Genomic DNA, 18,040 nt, shown 5'->3' on the forward strand with positions numbered 1-18,040 from the left:
ACAGATCGGCGCCGACACGGTCATGACCAGTCCAGGCAGCCCCGCGCAAGCGCGCTCCCTGATCATCGAGCGCCTGGTCGGCGACAGCGGCGAGGCTGATCAGGTCATTGATGCCGGCCGCGCCATGGCCGAACGCGCCGTGCCGCTGCTGCAGAAGGGGCTGTCGGGCGAGCTTGGCGTTCCCGTGATCGTCGACCTCAAGGCGGTCGAAGTCAGCCGCGTCCCCGAAGCGCGCTCGCGCGCCGGCGAGAATTTCGCCATGACCGTCATCGGTTCGCCAGCGTCCTCGGACGCGATGACGCTCGTCATCGATGCTGCCGCGATCGCCATCATGGTTTCCACGCTGTTCGGCGGCGATCCGGATATGCCGGTGTCGCCGATCGAGCGCGACCTGTCACCAATCGAGGCCGATGTCTCGACCATGGTGTTCCAGGAGGTGGCGCAGGCGCTGAACGGATCGGGGCGGCGCTCGCTCGACCTGCGGCTGCCCGCGCCACGGGCCATGTCCGGCATCGAGGCCAGGCGGCATGTGCTGCGCGATGGCGCCGCCATCCGCATCGTCCTTGGCATCTCGACGCCGGTCGACAGCGGTTCGATCACGGTGACGATGCCGCAGCGCGTCGTGCTGACCGGGCGCGACGGCACCGCCAGTGTCAGCGAGGACGATCAGGGCACCAGTTGGCGCGCACGCTTCTCGGAAGAGGTGATGCGCTCGACGGTGGCGCTCGAAGCCACCATGCCGCTGGCGCGGCTGACGCTTGGCGACCTCGCCGATCTTGAAGTTGGCCAGGTCATCGACTTCGACGAAACGGCGCAATCACGGGCTCGCCTCAGCGCGCGAGGCCAGACGCTGTTCGTATGCGAGTTCGGCAAACTGGGGCAGAATTACACCGTCCGAATCAGGCATCCGTTCGATGCCGGGCAGGATTTCATCGATGGGCTCATGCCGGCCGGTGCCGGGCGCGCCTGAGCTTTTGGAGACGACGCATGGCCAAGACCAAAGTGGAAGCAGAGCTCGACCAGCCGGACGAGCAGCTCGATCGCGCCATCGAGGAATTGCGCGGCGTCCTGCATGAAGAGGAGCAGCGCCCCGACGCGGCGTTCAGGGCCGCTGCGGGCGCCAATTCGAGCGTCATCATGAACATCCCCGTCGATGTCCAGATCATCCTCGGCAGCACCGAGATGGCGGTGTCCGACCTGATGGCGCTGCAGAAGGGCTCGACGGTGGCGCTCAACCGCCGCATCGGCGAACCGGTCGACGTCGTTGTCAACGGCCGCAAGATCGCGCGCGGCGAAATCACGGTGCTCGAAAGCGACCCATCGCGCTTCGGCATCAGGCTGACCGAAATCATCGCCGGCACGAAGGGCGCCTAGACATGAGGCACGGGGCTTGCCGGTGGCAGCGGAGGCGAAAGGCATGACGACGCCGCTAGCGACCCTGACGCGCGCTCAGAAGGCGGCCGCTATATTGGTGGCGATGGGCAAACCGTCCGCCAGCCGTCTCTTGAAATTCTTCAAGCAGGAAGAACTGAAGGCGCTGATCGAGGGTGCGCGGCTGCTCAGGACCATTCCGCAGAGCGATCTCGAGCGCATCGTCGCCGAATTCGAGGCCGAGTTCACAGAGGGTGCGGGCCTGCTCGATTCCGCCGACAGGATGGACACCATCCTAAATGAATCGCTCTCGCCCGAAGAGATGAGCGCGATCATGGGCGACAAGAAATTCGAAGTCGCGCCGGAAGGACCGCCGCCCATCTGGCCGGAGCTCGAGAAGCTCGAACCGGCACGGCTTGGCGCCTTCCTGGCCGGCGAACATCCACAGACGGCGGCCATGGTGCTGTCGAAGCTGGCGCCGCAGGCAGCGGCAAGCGTGCTTTTGACGCTGACCAAGCCGATGCGTGGCGAAATCATCAAGCGCATGGTGACGATGGCGAATGTTCCGGCCGCCGCGACCAGGATCGTCGAGAACCGGCTGCGCACCAGTGTGCTGTCGGAAACCTCGACCAAGGACACGTCGGCAGGGCAGGCGCGCGTCGCCAGCGTGCTCAACGAGCTGGACAAGCCGCTGCTCGATGAAGTCATGCAGGATCTGGAGGCCGCCGGAACGCCCGACCTCGACGGTGTGCGGGCAAGGCTTTTCGCTTTCGACGACCTGCCGCTGCTCACCCAGAAGGCGCGCGTGCTGCTGTTCGACGGACTGTCGACCGAGCTTGTCACACTGGCGCTGCGCGGCACGTCGGCGGCACTCGCCGAATCGGTGCTGTCGGCGATCGGCGCGCGGTCGCGGCGCATGATCGAAGCCGAACTCGGCCAGGGGTCCGAAGGCGTTCCTGCCGCTGATATCGTGGCCGCGCGCAAGACGATCGTGACGACGACGATCCGGCTGTCGCGCGAAGGCGCATTCGAACTGCCTTCTACGCAGAACGCCGCCTAGAGCCGTCCGGCTCTAAATCAAAGGATTAGAGCATGATGTCATCCGAAAACCGCTTCACACTTTTCGGCATCATGCTCTAGGCATGTCCGACGCCACCGACAAGGACTCGAAAACCGAAGACGCGACGGAAAAGAAGATCCGCGACACGATCGAACAGGGCAAGCTGCCCCATTCGAAGGAAACCGCGCTCCTCGCCTCGTTCGTCGCCATACTGGTGTTCACCGTCTTCTATGCAAAGGACGCCGTCATCGACATCAGCATGTTCCTGTCGATGTTCCTGGAGAAGCCCGAGGCCTGGCCGATGGACACCGAGACCGATGTCATCGCGCTCTACAAGCAAGTCTTGTTCGAAGTGGGTCGTGCCGTCGTCAGCCTGCTGGTGCTGCTGAGCGTTGCCGGCATCGGCGCCTCGGTGTTCCAGAACATGCCGCAATTCGTCGGCGAGCGGATCAGGCCACAGCTTTCGCGTATCTCGATCGTCAAGGGCTGGAACCGGATGTTCGGCGTCCAGGGCTGGGTCGAGTTCCTGAAATCCCTGGCAAAGGTCGGCTTCGCCATCGCCGTGCTCACTTTCACGCTGTCGGAGGATCACCGCAAGCTGCTTGCCGGCATGATCACCAATCCCGTTGCCTTCGGTCTCGTCATCCGCAGTATCGCGGTGGACATACTGGTGGCGATCGTTTTCGTCATGGGACTGATCGCGGCGATCGACATCGTCTGGTCGCGCTTCCACTGGAAGCAGGATCTGCGCATGAGCAAGCAGGAGGTCAAGGACGAGTTCAAGCAGTCCGAGGGCGACCCGATCGTCAAGTCGCGGCTGCGTTCGCTGGCGCGCGACCGGGCGCGCAAGCGGATGATGACGGCGGTGCCGCGCGCGACGCTGATCATCGCCAACCCGACGCACTTCTCGATCGCGCTGAAATATGTGCGCGACGAGGATTCGGCGCCGCTCGTGGTGGCCAAGGGGCAGGATCTGGTGGCGCTGAAAATCCGCGAGATCGCCAAGGAGCACAACATCCCGATCTTCGAGGACGTGGCGCTCGCCCGCTCCATGTACAAGCAAGTTTCGGTCGATAATGTGATCCCGTCACAATTCTACCAGGCCGTCGCCGAACTGGTGCGGATCGTCTACTCGAAAAAGGCTGAGCGCAGACAGATTTCATGAACCGCCAACCGCACGCAAAATCCCGCGAGATCATCGTTGCCAGCGCCATCGAGCAAGTGGTTGGCGAACTGAGGCTGATCGATGTCGCCGACTATATCGCCTTCATCCGGCTGGAGCACTTCGCCTGCCTGTCGGACCTGGTCGATTCGGCGGTGGAGCTGTTCTTCATGCCGGGCACGCTCAGGCTCGGCCATGGCGGCGAGGCGCATGTCGACTGGAGCGGCAGCCCGCGCATCGTGCTCGACCTGGAGCTGCGGCCGCCAGGCGTGACCGTCTATTTCCAGCTGACGCTGAGCGATATCGGCAACTCGGTCGCGGTCAATTACGTGTCGTTCGAAAAGCCGGGAGAAGACCCCGAGCACAATACGGCGCTGCTGGAGGCGGTGATCGAACAGGCTCGTATCCGCAAGGTCGAGCCGCTGGCTTACTGAAGCGCGCCCATCAGGCGACAAGCATTACTCGATCAGGCCTAACCGCAGCGCCTTGGCGACCGCCTGGTTGCGGTTGACGGCGTTGAGCTTCTGGGTCGACTGGGTGAGATACTGGTTGGCGGTGTGCACCGACAGCTTCAGGAGCCGGGCGATCTCCTCGCTGGTGTTGCCGTTGGCGGTCAGCTTCAGGCATTCGAGTTCGCGCTTGGAAATCGCGCGCATCCTGCCGGCGTCGCCCGGACGGATACGGGCGACGGCGGCGAACAGCGAAAAGCAGCGGGCGTGGATCTCGTAAAGCGCATCCTGCGACAGTGCGATCTCCGACCCGAGGAAGACGACGAGGCCGCACTGACCGCGATCGGCGTGGACGGGAAAGGCAATGCCGCTGGTGCCGGGCGCCAGCGGCGCCATCTGCTCGGTCCAGGCGAGGCTGCCGAACGTCTCAGCCATCGTGGCGACGCCGTCATCCGTCCACCAGCGTGGCTCCGTCGAGTTGTGGGTGTGGCGCACGATCTCCTCGCCATTGGCGCCCGAGATGAACTTCGTCGCCACCGCAATACCGGGATAGTCGGAATCGAAACACGGGACCAGCCGCGCCCGTTCCGGCGACGGGCTGACGAAGTAGAGGCCGAAAGCCGAGGCGTTGATGTCGATCGATATCCAGCGGCAGCGGCGCACGGCATCGGGAATGGTGACGGCGTGATGCGTTTCGGAGCCGAGCGAGAAGGCGCCGAAAGGGTTTCGCTGCTCGTTGAAAAGGGCTTCCGCTGCTTCCTTGATATCGGCCTGTTTCAAATGATGCCACTCCTGATCGCCGTGGCGATGGCCATCGCGCGGTTCGAGGCCGCGAATTTCTGGATGGCGTGGGTGATGTAGCTGTTGACGGTGTTGGAGGAGACGCCAAGAATGACGGCTACCTCATCGGTGGTCTTGCCCTCGGAGACCCAGAACAGGCATTCGCGCTCGCGATCCGACAGCGGGTCCTGCATCGCCGCCGCTGCGATCAACTGCGGGATGTGCGAGAGCGCGTAGCAGCATTTCAGCTGCGCCTTCATCAGCGCCGGCTGGTCGATCTGGCCTGCGGTCGCCGCCGAAAACAGGGCGAACAGGCGCTGGCGGCCGACATTCAGCCGCAGCGAATAGACCTCGGCATGGCCGAGCACGTCGAGCAGGCGGGCTTCTTCGCCGGAGACCAGCCCGTCGCTATCTGGCGCGTCTGCCGCCACCAGCGGGCGCGGGCGGATCCCGGGCGCGACGGTGAGCGCGCCCTGGGCAAGGCTGGCGATCAGCCGCTTGCCAGTCAGTTCGATGGCATCGAAGATCCAGTTCGAGGAGACGATGCGCGCGTCGTTGCGGTCCTGGTCATGGACGATGGCGATCAGCATGTAGCTGTCGGCGCCGATCTCGGCGGTCAGCTCCATGAAAAAGCTGGTCAGATCACCGCGCGACGCCAGGCGCGAGCCCAATGTGTCGGATTGAAGAAGCGCGGCGGGACTGCTCATTTTTTGCTTTTGGCCGGAATCGTTTCTGCTGTCCGGATGCTGGAGAGCCAGCCGCCGAAACTGAAAACGCGTTACTTTCACGAGACGCACACGAGGCGCGGGGCCGCGCCAATCAGACGGAATCCATTCAGGGAACGCGAAACCGTCCGCGTCTGGCGCCGGAAAATTCCGGAACGTAAGACTTTGGGTGGTCGCCGCGCCCCCCAGGACCGGCTGATTCGGGTCTAATCTACCCGCAGATGAATCCGACATCAAACGCGATTTGACAAAATCGAAACCGATGGACTCACGTGCGACTCAGGGTAACGCCCAACACACTTTCGCTGCATCGGGGCCGCCTGAAACACTGACACGAAAAAGCCAGAGGTTGTTGCGAAGCTGCCGTATCGAGGACCGATCGATTCCGATAGGTTCTCGGCGATCGGCAGGGGGGTGGGCTTCCCTTCGATCGGGCTGGGCTAGGTTGGTCGCGCTTGTTTGCGGCCATATCGATTGGGGGGTGATCATGAAGCAGGTTTTCCTGGCGTTCACGGTGGTGCTTGCGGTTTTTACCGGCGCGGCAACTGGAAAGGCCGAGCCAATTGTCACCTATGCGCTCGACAACGGACTGCAGGTGGTGCTGGTGCCGGACCATCGTGCGCCAAAGGTGGTGATGAACCTGCGCTACCGCGTCGGTTCGATGAATGAACCGGCTGGCCGCTCCGGCTTCGCGCATCTGTTCGAGCATTTGATGTTTTCCGGCACGCCGGCTTGGCCGAACGTGTTCGGCGCGCATGCGGCACTGGGCAACGAGATCAATGCCTGGACCACCGAGGACGGCACCGTGTTCTATGTCGACGGGCTGTCGTCGTCGCTGCCGATGATCCTGTCGCTGGAAGCCGACCGCATGGCCAATCTCGGCCGTTCGGTGACACAGGCCAAGCTCGACCTGCAGCGCTCGGTGGTCAAGAACGAGATGCGCCAGAACGTGCTCGACAAGGCCGGCGCATCGGGCTGGGAGGCTTTCTGGTCCGGGTTGTTCCCGAAGCCGCATCCCTATAGCCGCATGGTCATCGGCTCGGTCGCCGACCTCGATGCGGCGACGCTCGACGATGTCAGAGGTTTCTTCAACACCTACTATCTGCCCAACAATGCGGTGCTGGTGCTGGTTGGCGACCTCAAGGTCGATGACGCCAAGGCGCTGATCGCGGATACGTTCGGCCGGGTGCCGCGCGGCGCAGACGTGGCGCGGCCCACAGTGCCGGAGCCGACGCAGGCCCGGCTGAAGCTGGTGCTGGAAGACCGCGTGCCGAGCCCCGTCGTGGTGGTCGGCTTCAGCGGCCCGGCGGCGCAGTCGCCTGACAATGGCGCGCTCGGCATCGCCGCGGAACTGCTCGGCAATGGTGACTATGGATTTCTGCGTAACCGGCTGGTCTCGGAGCAGGGCATCGCCACCTACGCCAGCGCGAGCTGGACGGGCGGTCTGCTCGGCGGTCGCTTCACCTTCGAGGCGGGCGCGGCGGCTGGTGTGACGCCAGAAGCGCTGGAAAGCGCGATGAAAGCGGCCTTCGTGGATTTCCAGAAGACGCCGCTCGACCCGGCGGATGTCGAACGCGCGCGCAACGGCATATTGCAGACCGCGCGGCTGGGCAACGAGGCGCTGAAAGATCGTGCCGGCACCGTCTCCTACAATGCCGATATTCTTGGCGATGCGCAGAGCGCGCTGGTCGACGATCCGCGCGTCAAGAATGCCAGTGCCGCCGATATCGAAGCGACGGTGAAGCGGCTGCTTAAACCCGAAGACGCCAGTGTGCTGGTGTTGAAGCCGGGCCCGCGCGGTGGTTATCCCGACGCGCTGATCGGATCGTCGGGCACGCCGCGGCCGTTCACGGCGCCGGAGCGGGTGGCAATCGACATTCCGGAGCACCCGGCCGGGCAAGCGCCCTCGGCGGTGTTGCCTGTCATGGAAACGGCGACGCTGTCCAACGGCATCAAGCTCGTCCACTACACGATGCCGCAAGCGCCGATGGCCTATATCGCGGCGAGTGCCGAAGGCGGCTGGAACAGCGTGCCGGAAGGCAAGGAGGGGCTGCTGGAGCTTGCCGCCAGCATGGCGACGCGCGGTGCTGGTGAGCGTGGTGCGGCTGACTTCGCCAAGGCGACCAGCGATATCGGCGCCGGGATCGGCTACCAGGCCGGTGCGCTGACCACCACAATGACGCTTGGCGTGCCGCCCGAAAAACTGGATCAAGGTCTGGGCCTGCTTGCCGACGCGGTGCTGAAGCCGCGTTTCGACAAGACCGAATGGACCGTGCTGATGGCGCAGACGGTCGACTGGCTGAACGGGCGCGAGGCGGACCTGCCGGGCGTTGCCGGCCGCGTCGCGAAGGCGGCGCTTATTCCGCAAGTGCCGGGCAAGGCCGCGGTCGACTGGTCGGCGAAGGCGCTGGCCTCGATCTCGCTCGACGAGGCGAAAGCCGCGTTCAAGGCGGAGTTCACGCCGAAGGCGGTGACCTTCTACAGCGTCGGCCCGATGCCGGTCGCGGCGGTCGCTGCCGGCCTTGAAAAAGCAGTCGGCACATGGAAAAGCGATACTACAGGCTATGCCGTCGAACCGTCGCCGGCAGCGCATTTCAAGACTGGCCAGAAGGTGCTGCTGGTGCCCGAACCCGGCGCCAGCCAGTCGGCTCTTTTCGTGGCGCGACCGGCGCCCGGCACCGACGAAGGTGAGCGTGCGGAATCGACCGCTGTCGCCAATCTGCTCGGCGATGATTTCTCCAGCCGGTTGAATTCGGTGATCCGCGAGGAGAAGGGCTATTCCTACGGCGTGTCGAGCTATTTGCTCAGCCCGATGAAGGCCGGTTCGGGTCTTGTCGTGGCAACGACCGTTGAGCGCGCCAACACCGGTCCTGCGATCACCGAAATCCTGAAAGGCTTTGCCGGCCTGACCACCTTGCCGGTGGCACAAGATGAAGTCGATCGCACGGTGACGGTCTATCGTCGGGCGCTGGCCGGATCGGCGGAAACATCGGCCGGCCTGTTCGGCTCACTGATTTCAGCGGTCGGCAGCGGTTCGACGCTGGAGGATCAGCAAAACCGCATGACGGCGCGCACCCGACTGACGCTCGATGCCGTACAGAAACAGGCGCTGGCACTGTCGTCGCTGGAGCCGTCGCTGATCGTGGTTGCCGGTGATCCCGACGTGGTGATGCCGCAGCTTGCCGCGATCGGCCTCAAGCAGGTCGAGATCGTCAAGCGTGACGATGAAGGCGAGCAGACGGCCATGCGGGCGCTCGACCTTCTCGGCGCCAACAGCCAGGCGCCGTTGTCTGCTTCACCATGGCGGGTCGGCGATGGCGGCACGACGCGGGCGGTTCACTCTTGCGCCGGCGCCAAGGACTGCGGCGCACAGATTCACGCCGATTGACGGCCCTACGCGCGGCCGCCGGCCGCGCTTTGTTTTTTGTTATCTTTGGTTTCGGGGGAAACGATGAGCGATTCATTTCGGGAAGTTACATCTGTCTCGTGGTTCGGGCGGATCAAACGCGCGGTCGGTGGGGTCATCTTCGGCCTGCTGTTGATCGTGCTGATGGTGATCGGGCTGTTCTGGAACGAGGGCCGTGCCGTGCAGACGGCGCGCTCGCTGGCCGAAGGGTCGGGCGCCGTGGTTTCGATCAACGCCGACAGCGTCGATGCCGCCAATGACGGCAGACTGGTGCATGTCAGCGGGCCGGTGACGGCGGATAGCGGCCTGTCGGATCCGGATTTCGGCATCGCGGCGCAGGGGCTGCGGCTGTCGCGCAGCGTCGAGATGTACCAGTGGAAGGAAGAATCCAAATCCGAGACCACCAAGAAGCTTGGCGGCGGCGAGGAGACGGAAACCACCTACAGCTATTCCAGGGTGTGGGACGACAAGCAGATCGATTCGTCGGATTTCAAGAAGCCGGACGGCCATCAGAATCCGCCAATGGCGATCCACAGCCGTGCGTTCCAGATACCGCAGGGCAAGCTCGTGGCTTTCGATCTCGACACGCCGGTGCTCGATCGCATCGAGGGCGACAAGGACTATTCGCTGTCGGCCAATCAATCCGCGGCGATCAAGGCCGCCTATACCGGGACGAAGCCGCTCAGCATCGTCGATGGCAAAATCTATCTCGGCAGCGACAACACAACACCCGCATTGGGTGACTATCGCATCGGCTATGAATTGGCGCCGCTCGGCGTGGTCAGCATTGTCGCGCGCCAGGCCGGCAGCCGGTTCGAGCCCTACCAGACGCAAGCCGGCGATGCGCTGCTGATGGTCGATACCGGCCAGGTGCCGGCCGACAAGATGTTCGCCGAGGCGGTCAGCGCCAACACGCTGATCACCTGGCTGCTGCGCGCCGCCGGCCTGTTGCTGCTGACCATCGGCTTTGCCCTGTTCCTCAGCCCGATTGGCGTGATCCTCGACGTCATTCCGTTCCTCGGCAGCATGGCGCGGATGGGAACCGGCATCATCGCCTTCTTCATGGCGATCCTGGTCGGCATGACGACGATCGCGATTGCCTGGTTCTGGTATCGGCCGGTTCTGGCGGCAGGCATCCTGGCCGCCGGTGTTATCGCCGCGGCGGCGGTCTATTATCTCGGCCGGTCACGCAAGGCGGCCGCACCAATGGCCGCGCCGAGCCCCGGCGCTGCAACGTAGCTTGCAAAAAAGGGCGGCCATGTGCCGCCCTTTTTGTCGTGCCAGCCTGTACTCGCGGGCAGGCTTACCGATCCTCGAAACCGGTCAGCACGCCGACGGCGTTGACGCCGATCTCCTCGACGGCATAGCCGCCTTCCATGACGAACAGCGTCGGCAGGCCGAGCCTGGCGATGCGACGGCCGATCTTGGGATAGTCCGCGCTCTTCAGCTTGAACTGGCTGATCGGGTCCTTCTCGAACGTGTCGACGCCGAGCGAGACAACGACGATGTCGGGTGCGTAGGCGGCGAGCTTGCCGCAGGCGTCCTCAAGCGAGGCATTCCAGGCGTCCCAGCCGGTGCCGAACGGCATGGGATAATTGATGTTGAAACCTTCGCCGGCACCTGCGCCGCGTTCATCGGCATGGCCGAGGAAGAACGGATATTCGACCATGGGATCGCCATGCAGGTTGAGGACCTGCACGTCGGCGCGGTCGTAGAAGATCTCCTGCGTGCCGTTGCCATGGTGGTAGTCGACATCGAGGATCGAGACGCGTGTGGCACCCTGGTCGAGGAACCACTGCGCGGCGACGGCGGCGTTGTTGATGTAGCAATAGCCGCCCATGAAGCCGGCCCCGGCATGGTGTCCCGGCGGACGGCAGAGCGCGAAGGCTGATCTTTCGCCGCCCTTCACCAGGCCGGCGGCGGTCAGCGCGACGTCGTAGGAGGATTTGATCGCGGCCCATGTGCCTTCGACGAAGGTGGCGCCGGCATCGAAGGAATAATAGCCAAGCAGCGCATCGACGCGCTTTGGCGGCACATCGCCGCGCAGGCCGCGCGTCGGCCAGGTGAAGGGCATGGCCGTGCCCTCGTGACCGGAGGCAACCCATTGCGGCCAGACCGTCGGCAGGAAATCGATGTAGTCCGACTTGTGGATGCGCTTGGCGGCGGCAAGGTCGTGCTCGAGCGGCAGCACGATCGGGCCAAGCTTCTCGCTTTCGACCCGCGCCTTGATGAATTCGGCCCGCGAAGGCTTTTCAAAACCCGGCACGATGGCTGATGTGACCAATTCCATCTGGCCGGCATGGCCAGCATGAAGCGGCGAATAGACAGTCTTCATAAGGGTCCTCTCAAGGTGCGAAATCAGTCAAGGTTGAGATAGGGGCTCACCAGAGCCAGCCACATGGATTCGACATCGTCCTCGATGAGGTCGAATGTCTTGCGATCTCTTTTCATGCCGACAAGCCGGCAGGCGTGCCCAACCTCCATCATCACCAGGCCGAGCCGTTTGGCGATCTTGTCTTCCAGCGCAGGGTTCACGTGTCGCAGCCAGGCGGCGTAAAGCGCGATGATCTGCTCGTCATATTCGTCCTGGATAGGCCTGAGGTCGGCATTGCCTGAAATGGCCTCGATCACCGGCATCAGGGTGGCGTTCTCGAGATATATCCTGGAGGTATCGATGAAGAGCTTGCGCACTTCCTGCCGAAACTCTTCGCGGTTGGCAGGCGGAGCAACCTTGATGCGCTTCGCGATCACCTCGGGAAAGGACGACAGCCAGCGCCGGGCGAGGTCAAGAAGAATGGCTTCCTTGTTGGGGAAGTATTGATAGATCGAACCGACCGACAGGCCCGCGCGCTGCGCAATGGCGAGCGTCGTCGGCGTCCTGGTTCCTTGCTCGCGCGTCAAGATCAGCGCCGCGTCGAGAATGCGGTCGACCACCTTGCTCGACCGTTGCTGCCGCGGCTGCTTGCGCGGTTCGAGCGCTATTTTGGTTTTGCGATCGAGACTGCGCTTCACTGCTTGATGTCCTCGTTCCCCGCCCGGTCTCACCACAGGCGAAGGGTGCTGTCCACAATACATTCTAAATTCCGCATGTTGACAAACGCGAATAATCAGTCGCATTCTTTATCCACGCTGTCTCTTGGGATCACAAGGGGAATTTCAAAGCCGGCGTACTGACATCGTTTTTTCCCGTGGCGCCGCTCCGCTGGAGTGGCAAGCCGTCGGGAGCAGGATTGTCGGTCTCAATCGGTCATCAAAAGCGCGGAGTCGCGATGTCTGTCACGGGTGCGGATCACAATGCGGATCTGATCGTCATCAACGGTCGTGTGCTGACCATGGACGAAGGCAATCCCGCCGCCGAGGCCGTTGCCGTCAAGGACGGCGCCATCATCGCCATCGGCAGCCGTGCCGCAATCGAAGAGCTCAAGGGGACGGCCACACAGGTGATCGACGCCAAGGGCGGTTCGGTCCTGCCGGGTTTCATCGAAGCCCATATGCATCTGTTCGGCGGCGCGGCTGAACTCGACAATCTGCATCTGGCTGGCGTGCATGGCTTCGATGCCTTGCGCGATGCTATCCAGTCTTTTGCCGCGGCGCGGCCCAACGCCAGGCTTCTGATCGGCGCTGGCGTCGACTATGCGATCCTGCCCGAGCCGGTCACGCGCCACCATCTCGACCAAATCATCCCCGATCGCCCGTTCGCCATGTCGGCCTCCGACCATCATACGATGTGGGCGAACACCAAGGCCCTGGAAGAGGCGGGCCTCCTGCATGGCAGGGAATTGGGACCGGGCAATGAGATCGTGATGGGTGCCGATGGCCTCGCGGCGGGCGAATTGCGCGAGGGCGAGGCTTTCGGTCCGATCCTGGAGCACTTCGGGCAGAACCGCACACGGCTCGGTCTTACGGGCGGTGAGCCGGAACCATATCCGTCCGCCGAGGAGCTTGCCGCCGATCGGGATCTGATGCATCGCGGCCTGGAATGGTGCGCCCGCCACGGCATCACATCGATCCAGAACATGGATGGCAACCTCTACCAGCTCGAGCTGCTTGCCGGCCTGGAGCAAGAAGGGCGGCTCATATGCCGTACAAAAATCCCGTTCCATTTCAAGAACTTCATGGAGCTGGGGATACTTGAAAAAGCTTCTGCCATGGCCGCGACCTACAAGTCCGAATGGCTGTCCTCGGGCATGGTCAAGGTGTTTTATGACGGCGTGCTCGATTCCTGGACGGCCGTGATGGTCGACGACTATGCCGACCGTCCCGGCTGGCGCGGCGAGCCATTGTTCACGCCCGAGCACTTCGCCGAGGTGGCGGTGGAGGCCGACCGCAGAGGTCTGCAGATCGCCGTTCACTCGATCGGTGACGGCGCAGTCCGGGCAGTGCTCGACGGTTATCAGGCGGCCCAAAAGGCCAATGGCAAGCGGGACAGCCGTCACCGCGTCGAGCATATCGAGGTCACCACCCCGACGGATGTGCCGCGGTTCGCCGAACTTGGCGTCATCGCTTCGATGCAACCGCCGCATCCGCCCGGCGCCATGAACTTTCCGCTGGAGCCGACGATTTCGCGCATCGGCCGCGACAGGTGGCCGCTGAGCTATGCCTGGCGCACGCTCAAGGATGCTGGCGCCCGCGTCGTGTTCGCTTCCGACTGGCCAGTCTCGCCGGTTGATCCGATCCTGGGCATCCAAGCAGCGGTCATGCGCAAACCTTGGGCAGAAGGCCTGCCGGACCAGAGTTTCTCGCTGCATGAAGCGCTTGCCGGCTATACGGTCGAGGGCGCCTACAGCGAATTCATGGAAGACCGCAAAGGCGTGCTGAAGCCGGGTTATCTGGCGGATCTCGTCGTTTTGTCGGCCGATATCGAGAGGACTGCCCCGGAAGCGTTGCATACGGTGCGGCCGGTGACGACCATCTGTGGCGGCAAAATCACCTACCAAGCCTGACTGTGGCATGGGGCTTGCTACGCCAAGACCACTAACTGAACTGTGATTCAATGCCGGGCTTGCCAACATACCGGGCGTATGATCACATCCAACAGGGGAACAGCTCCGCCAGCAAGAGCGGGGTCAACGATGAGGCGTAATCGTGCCGGACAAACCGGATCGGAATGCGATTGAAGTAGTAAACGTCAGCAAAATTTTCGGATCGGGTGAGGGGCAGGTCGCTGCCCTCGACACGGTCTCGGTATCGATCCGCGAGAATGAGTTCTTCACACTGCTGGGACCATCCGGCTGCGGAAAGACAACGTTGCTTCGGCTGATAGCCGGCTTCGATTTTCCGAGTGCCGGCGAAATCCTGCTCTACGGACAGGACATCGCGCCGCTGCCGCCGTTCAAGCGGCCGGTCAACACCGTCTTCCAGTCCTATGCGCTGTTTCCCCACATGACGGTGGCCGACAATATCGGCTTCGGCCTGGAAATGCTGGGCAAGCCGAAGGCGGAGATTGCGGCGCGCGTCGCCCAGATGCTGAAGCTGGTCAAGATGGAAGCGCTGAGCAATCGCCGCACCAGCCAGATCTCCGGCGGCCAGCAACAGCGCGTGGCGCTGGCGCGGGCGCTCGCACCACAGCCGAAGGTGCTCTTGCTCGACGAGCCGCTCTCCGCGCTCGACTACAAGCTGCGCAAGGAAATGCAGATCGAGCTGAAGAGGCTGCAGCACGAGACCGGGATCACCTTCATCTTCGTCACCCACGACCAGGAAGAAGCGCTGACCATGTCGGACCGTATCGCTGTCATGTCGGCGGGCAAGATCCTGCAGGTAGGCGCGCCGCGCGACATCTACGACCGGCCGGCCGAGCGCTTCGTCGCCGACTTCATCGGCGAGACCAATTTCCTCAAGGGTACCGTGGTGTCGAAGAAATCCGGCGTCGCCACCGTGAAGCTCGCCTCCGGCGCAACCGTGGCGGCAGGGTTCCCGGAGAACTTCGATCCCTCTGGCGCAGTCACGGTCGTGGTGCGGCCGGAGCATGCGGATCTGATCGCCGATGTATCCAAGGGCACAGTCTCAGGAACCCTGGCGAATGTCGTCTATTTCGGCACCGACACGCACTACCACGTCAAGCTCGACGGCGGTGACAACTTCATCGTGCGTTACCAGAACAGCCGGTCCGGCGCAGTGACATTCGAGCCGGGCGCCAAGGTGGGCATCTTGTTCGAAGACGACGGCGCGCGGATACTGAAGGACTGATGACAATGGCGCTTTCCCAAGCCGCGTTGTTCGAAGCCAAGGCTGAGAAAGCAAGCGCCAGGCGCAACCGCCTGCTTTCCTTGCCGGCGCTGATCGTCATCGGAATTTTCGGCGTGCTGCCGCTGCTGATCATCCTGGTCTATTCGTTTCTCCAGGCCGCGCCCTACGGCGGCGTGCAATGGAAGTTTTCGACGGACGCCTATCTGAACTTCCTGTTTCAGCAGGATATTTTCGACGACACGCTGCAGTTCACGCCGGATTTCCTGATCATCTATCTGCGCTCGTTTCTGTTCGCCGTGGTGACGACGGTCATCTGCCTGCTGCTGGGTTTTCCGACCGCCTACTTCATGGCCACGCGCACGCCGGCGCAGCGCAACTGGTGGGTGCTGCTGATCACCATCCCGTTCTGGTCGAACCTTCTGGTGCGCACGCTGGCCATCATGTTCATCATCCGCGACGAAGGTCTCATCAACAACCTGCTGATCGGGCTTGGCGTGATCGATAAGCCGATCACCATGCTTTACACCAACTTCGCTATCCAGCTCGGCCTGCTCTACTCGTTCCTGCCGTTTATGATCCTGCCGCTCTATGCCAGCCTGGAAAAACTGGATTTCCGGCTGGTCGAGGCGGCCAACGACCTCTACGCGACGCGTCGGCAAGTTCTTTGGCGGGTGATCATTCCGCTGTCGCTGCCCGGCATCATAGCCGGCTGTCTGCTTGTCTTCATTCCGGCGCTCGGCGCCTATGTGACGCCGCTTATCCTTGGCGGCGGCATCCATCTGATGATCGGCGATCTCATCGCCCAGCAATTCGGTTCCGGGCGCAACTGGCCGCTCGGCTGCGCCCAGGCGCTGATCCTGATGGCCGCGGTGCTGGTCGCCCTCTACTTCTATGTTCGCACCACGTCGGGGAAGATCCAGCATGGCTGATCCCCGCAACGTCGACATCAAGGACCAGCCCGGATTCCGCACGATCGCCATCATCTGCGTTGCCGTGCTTTACGTCCCGATCCTGATCCTGATGATCTTTTCGTTCAACACGGGTTCGCTCGTCACCCATTGGGAGGGCGTCGGCCTGAACTGGTACGGCACCGCACTGCTCAATGAGGAATTCCACAACGCCGCCGAGAACACGCTGATCATCTCGGTGAGCGCGACGATCGTTTCGACGATCTGCGCCACGCTGGCGGCGATCGGTATGACCCGGGTGAAGCCGTGGCGTGGCCTGCCGGCCGCCTTCATGGTCATCAACCTGCCGCTGATGGTTCCCGAGATCATCACGGCAGTGGCGACCTTGTCCTTCTTCGCCTTGATCGCCGGGGCCTTCGGTCTGAATTTCGGCATCGGCAATCTGATCCTCGCCCATACCGTGTTCTGCATTCCCTTCGCCTACATGCCGATCCGGGCGCGTCTCGAGGACATGGATCTGACGCTCGAATACGCCGCCGCCGATCTCTATGCCACGCCGTGGCACGCGTTCCGGCGCATTACGCTGCCGTTGCTTGTCCCCGGCATCATGTCGGGTGCGGCACTCGCGTTCATCGTCTCCTTCGACGATTTCACCATCACGCAGCTCGTCGCCGGCCCCGGCCAGACGACCCTGCCTCTCTATATCTGGAACCAGATCAGACGGCCGATGACGCCGGAGATCAATGCCATCTCCACCATCCTGCTCCTGGTCTCGATCCTCTTCGTCTCGGTATCGTTCCTGATCGCGCGCCGACGCGCCAAGTGAATCAATGGGAAGGCAAAGGAGAACAAAAAATGTCTAGGAAACTGATGGCTGCCGTTTCGACGGCAGTGCTGTTGTGGGCGGTGCCCGCGCTCGCCGACGGCGAGCTGCATATCTACAACTGGGGTGACTACACCAATCCCAAGCTGATCGAAAAGTTCGAGAAGCAGTACAACATCAAGGTCACGCTGGACGATTATGATTCCAACGAAACCATGCTGTCGAAGGTGCGCGCCGGCAATTCCGGCTATGACATCGTGGTGCCGTCCGACTACACGGTGAAGATCATGGTCGATGAGGGCCTGCTCGAAAAGACCGAGCCCAACGCGATGCCGAACGGCAAGAACATCGACCCGCGCTTCCTCAACATCTATTGGGACAGCGGCCGCCATTATACCGTGCCGTGGCAGTTCGGCACCACCGCGTTCGCGGTCAACACGGACAAGTTCAAGGGCGACATCGACACGCTGGCGATCCTTTTCGACCCGCCGGCTGAGCTGAAGGGCCAGATCAACATCCTCGACGACGTCAACACCGTCATGCATGCGGCCGAGCGTTACGCCGGCGTGCCGCGCTGCGGCGCCGACAAGGCCAATCTGAAAAAGGTCAACGACATCCTGACCGCCGCCAAGCCGTCCTGGAAAACCTTCAGCTACGACACCATCACCAAGATCACTTCCGGCGATGTGATCGTGACGGAGCAGTGGAACGGCGCGACCTATCGCTCGCGGCAGAAAATCCCGGCCATCAAATATGCCTATCCGAAGGAAGGCATCGAAGGTTGGATGGACAATGTGGCGGTGCTGAAAGGCGCCAAGAACCTCGACAACGCCAAGCTGTTCCAGGACTTCATCATGGCCCCGGAAAATGCGGCGCTGATCTCGGAATTCGCCGGCTACGACAATGGCATTGCCGGCAGCCACAAGTTCCTGCAGGCGGATTTCGCCAATTCGCCGGAGATCAATCCGCCGGCAGGTGCGCCGACGCCGGAATTCGTCCCGCCCTGTCCGCCGGATGTGGTGGAGATCTACAACAAGATCTGGACCAATTTGCGCAAATAGGTTCGGTCTAAAGTCCAGCGGAAGGGAGGCTTCGGCCTCCCTTCTTTGCGACGCGTCGCATGTGGAGGGCTCACGCGACGCTGCAAATTCTTGTTTTCATGCATGTCGT

At 62.8% G+C, this 18,040-nt stretch carries 16 protein-coding genes; 12 read left to right on the forward strand and 4 right to left on the reverse strand.

From position 1 onward, the window contains the following. The first annotated feature begins 22 nt into the window (after positions 1-22). The 5 genes from EB235_RS11795 to EB235_RS11815 all read left to right on the forward strand — a co-directional run bounded on the left by EB235_RS11795 (position 23) and on the right by EB235_RS11815 (position 4,027). On the forward strand, positions 23-970 hold the full coding sequence (locus tag EB235_RS11795) for a FliM/FliN family flagellar motor switch protein (RefSeq protein ID WP_027030807.1): 948 nt from the start codon (positions 23-25) through the stop codon (positions 968-970). 17 nt (positions 971-987) lie between these two features. After that, entirely contained in the window at positions 988-1,374 is a 387-nt protein-coding gene (fliN, locus tag EB235_RS11800) for a flagellar motor switch protein FliN (RefSeq protein WP_027030806.1), read from the forward strand. A 43-nt stretch (positions 1,375-1,417) separates the two neighbouring features. After that, positions 1,418-2,431, forward strand: coding sequence for a flagellar motor switch protein FliG (locus EB235_RS11805; RefSeq protein ID WP_027030805.1), 1,014 nt, complete (start codon positions 1,418-1,420; stop codon positions 2,429-2,431). A gap of 82 nt (positions 2,432-2,513) precedes the next feature. Next, the gene (gene flhB / locus EB235_RS11810; protein ID WP_027030804.1) at positions 2,514-3,596 is read left to right on the forward strand and encodes a flagellar biosynthesis protein FlhB; all 1,083 of its coding nucleotides are present in this window, start codon (positions 2,514-2,516) and stop codon (positions 3,594-3,596) included. Beyond that, positions 3,593-4,027, forward strand: a complete 435-nt coding sequence (locus tag EB235_RS11815) for a hypothetical protein (RefSeq protein WP_027030803.1) — start codon at positions 3,593-3,595, stop codon at positions 4,025-4,027. The genes flhB and EB235_RS11815 overlap by 4 nt, the downstream gene beginning before the upstream one ends. A gap of 24 nt (positions 4,028-4,051) precedes the next feature. Here EB235_RS11815 and EB235_RS11820 read toward each other — a convergent pair whose 3' ends face one another. Both EB235_RS11820 and EB235_RS11825 read right to left on the reverse strand, forming a co-directional pair. Then, complete coding sequence (locus tag EB235_RS11820) at positions 4,052-4,822, reverse strand: response regulator transcription factor (protein ID WP_027030802.1); 771 nt, start codon at positions 4,820-4,822, stop codon at positions 4,052-4,054. Then, entirely contained in the window at positions 4,819-5,529 is a 711-nt protein-coding gene (locus tag EB235_RS11825; RefSeq protein WP_027030801.1) for a helix-turn-helix transcriptional regulator, read from the reverse strand. The genes EB235_RS11820 and EB235_RS11825 overlap by 4 nt, the downstream gene beginning before the upstream one ends. Positions 5,530-6,034: 505 nt before the next feature. On the opposite strand from EB235_RS11825, the gene EB235_RS11830 reads away from it, so the two are divergent. Both EB235_RS11830 and EB235_RS11835 read left to right on the forward strand, forming a co-directional pair. Further along, positions 6,035-8,935 (forward strand): M16 family metallopeptidase, encoded by a 2,901-nt coding sequence (locus tag EB235_RS11830; protein WP_167334870.1) that lies wholly within the window; start codon positions 6,035-6,037, stop codon positions 8,933-8,935. Between the two features lie 63 nt (positions 8,936-8,998). Beyond that, entirely contained in the window at positions 8,999-10,192 is a 1,194-nt protein-coding gene (locus tag EB235_RS11835; RefSeq protein WP_027030799.1) for a TMEM43 family protein, read from the forward strand. Between the two features lie 64 nt (positions 10,193-10,256). Here EB235_RS11835 and EB235_RS11840 read toward each other — a convergent pair whose 3' ends face one another. Together EB235_RS11840 and EB235_RS11845 are read right to left on the reverse strand one after the other, a co-directional pair. Beyond that, positions 10,257-11,288, reverse strand: a complete 1,032-nt coding sequence (locus tag EB235_RS11840; protein ID WP_027030798.1) for a histone deacetylase family protein — start codon at positions 11,286-11,288, stop codon at positions 10,257-10,259. A 23-nt stretch (positions 11,289-11,311) separates the two neighbouring features. After that, the gene (locus EB235_RS11845) at positions 11,312-11,965 is read right to left on the reverse strand and encodes a TetR/AcrR family transcriptional regulator (protein ID WP_027030797.1); all 654 of its coding nucleotides are present in this window, start codon (positions 11,963-11,965) and stop codon (positions 11,312-11,314) included. Positions 11,966-12,222: 257 nt separating this feature from the next. On the opposite strand from EB235_RS11845, the gene EB235_RS11850 reads away from it, so the two are divergent. From EB235_RS11850 to EB235_RS11870, 5 genes are all read left to right on the forward strand, one after another. Next, positions 12,223-13,896, forward strand: a complete 1,674-nt coding sequence (locus tag EB235_RS11850; RefSeq protein WP_027030796.1) for an amidohydrolase — start codon at positions 12,223-12,225, stop codon at positions 13,894-13,896. A 142-nt stretch (positions 13,897-14,038) separates the two neighbouring features. After that, positions 14,039-15,139 (forward strand): ABC transporter ATP-binding protein, encoded by a 1,101-nt coding sequence (locus tag EB235_RS11855; RefSeq protein ID WP_027030795.1) that lies wholly within the window; start codon positions 14,039-14,041, stop codon positions 15,137-15,139. Further along, positions 15,139-16,068 (forward strand): ABC transporter permease, encoded by a 930-nt coding sequence (locus EB235_RS11860; protein ID WP_023770430.1) that lies wholly within the window; start codon positions 15,139-15,141, stop codon positions 16,066-16,068. Before EB235_RS11855 ends, EB235_RS11860 begins: the two co-directional genes overlap by 1 nt. Beyond that, a complete protein-coding gene (locus EB235_RS11865; protein ID WP_027030793.1) occupies positions 16,061-16,873 on the forward strand; it encodes an ABC transporter permease in 813 nt (270 codons plus the stop codon). The genes EB235_RS11860 and EB235_RS11865 overlap by 8 nt, the downstream gene beginning before the upstream one ends. A gap of 29 nt (positions 16,874-16,902) precedes the next feature. After that, the gene (locus tag EB235_RS11870; protein WP_027030792.1) at positions 16,903-17,931 is read left to right on the forward strand and encodes an extracellular solute-binding protein; all 1,029 of its coding nucleotides are present in this window, start codon (positions 16,903-16,905) and stop codon (positions 17,929-17,931) included. Positions 17,932-18,040: the final 109 nt, after the last annotated feature.

This window comes from Mesorhizobium loti R88b, from assembly GCF_013170845.1.
Taxonomy (GTDB): domain Bacteria; phylum Pseudomonadota; class Alphaproteobacteria; order Rhizobiales; family Rhizobiaceae; genus Mesorhizobium; species Mesorhizobium loti_B.

Coding starts and splice junctions, on each gene's coding strand:
- EB235_RS11805 (WP_027030805.1), top strand. CDS start 1,418: ATGACGACGCCGCTAGCGACCCTGACGCGCGCTCAGAAGGCGGCCGCT.
- EB235_RS11815 (WP_027030803.1), top strand. CDS start 3,593: ATGAACCGCCAACCGCACGCAAAATCCCGCGAGATCATCGTTGCCAGC.
- EB235_RS11830 (WP_167334870.1), top strand. CDS start 6,035: ATGAAGCAGGTTTTCCTGGCGTTCACGGTGGTGCTTGCGGTTTTTACC.
- EB235_RS11850 (WP_027030796.1), top strand. CDS start 12,223: ATGTCTGTCACGGGTGCGGATCACAATGCGGATCTGATCGTCATCAAC.
- EB235_RS11825 (WP_027030801.1), bottom strand. CDS start 5,529: ATGAGCAGTCCCGCCGCGCTTCTTCAATCCGACACATTGGGCTCGCGC.
- fliN (WP_027030806.1), top strand. CDS start 988: ATGGCCAAGACCAAAGTGGAAGCAGAGCTCGACCAGCCGGACGAGCAG.
- EB235_RS11865 (WP_027030793.1), top strand. CDS start 16,061: ATGGCTGATCCCCGCAACGTCGACATCAAGGACCAGCCCGGATTCCGC.
- EB235_RS11840 (WP_027030798.1), bottom strand. CDS start 11,288: ATGAAGACTGTCTATTCGCCGCTTCATGCTGGCCATGCCGGCCAGATG.
- EB235_RS11870 (WP_027030792.1), top strand. CDS start 16,903: ATGTCTAGGAAACTGATGGCTGCCGTTTCGACGGCAGTGCTGTTGTGG.
- flhB (WP_027030804.1), top strand. CDS start 2,514: ATGTCCGACGCCACCGACAAGGACTCGAAAACCGAAGACGCGACGGAA.
- EB235_RS11860 (WP_023770430.1), top strand. CDS start 15,139: ATGACAATGGCGCTTTCCCAAGCCGCGTTGTTCGAAGCCAAGGCTGAG.
- EB235_RS11835 (WP_027030799.1), top strand. CDS start 8,999: ATGAGCGATTCATTTCGGGAAGTTACATCTGTCTCGTGGTTCGGGCGG.
- EB235_RS11795 (WP_027030807.1), top strand. CDS start 23: ATGACCAGTCCAGGCAGCCCCGCGCAAGCGCGCTCCCTGATCATCGAG.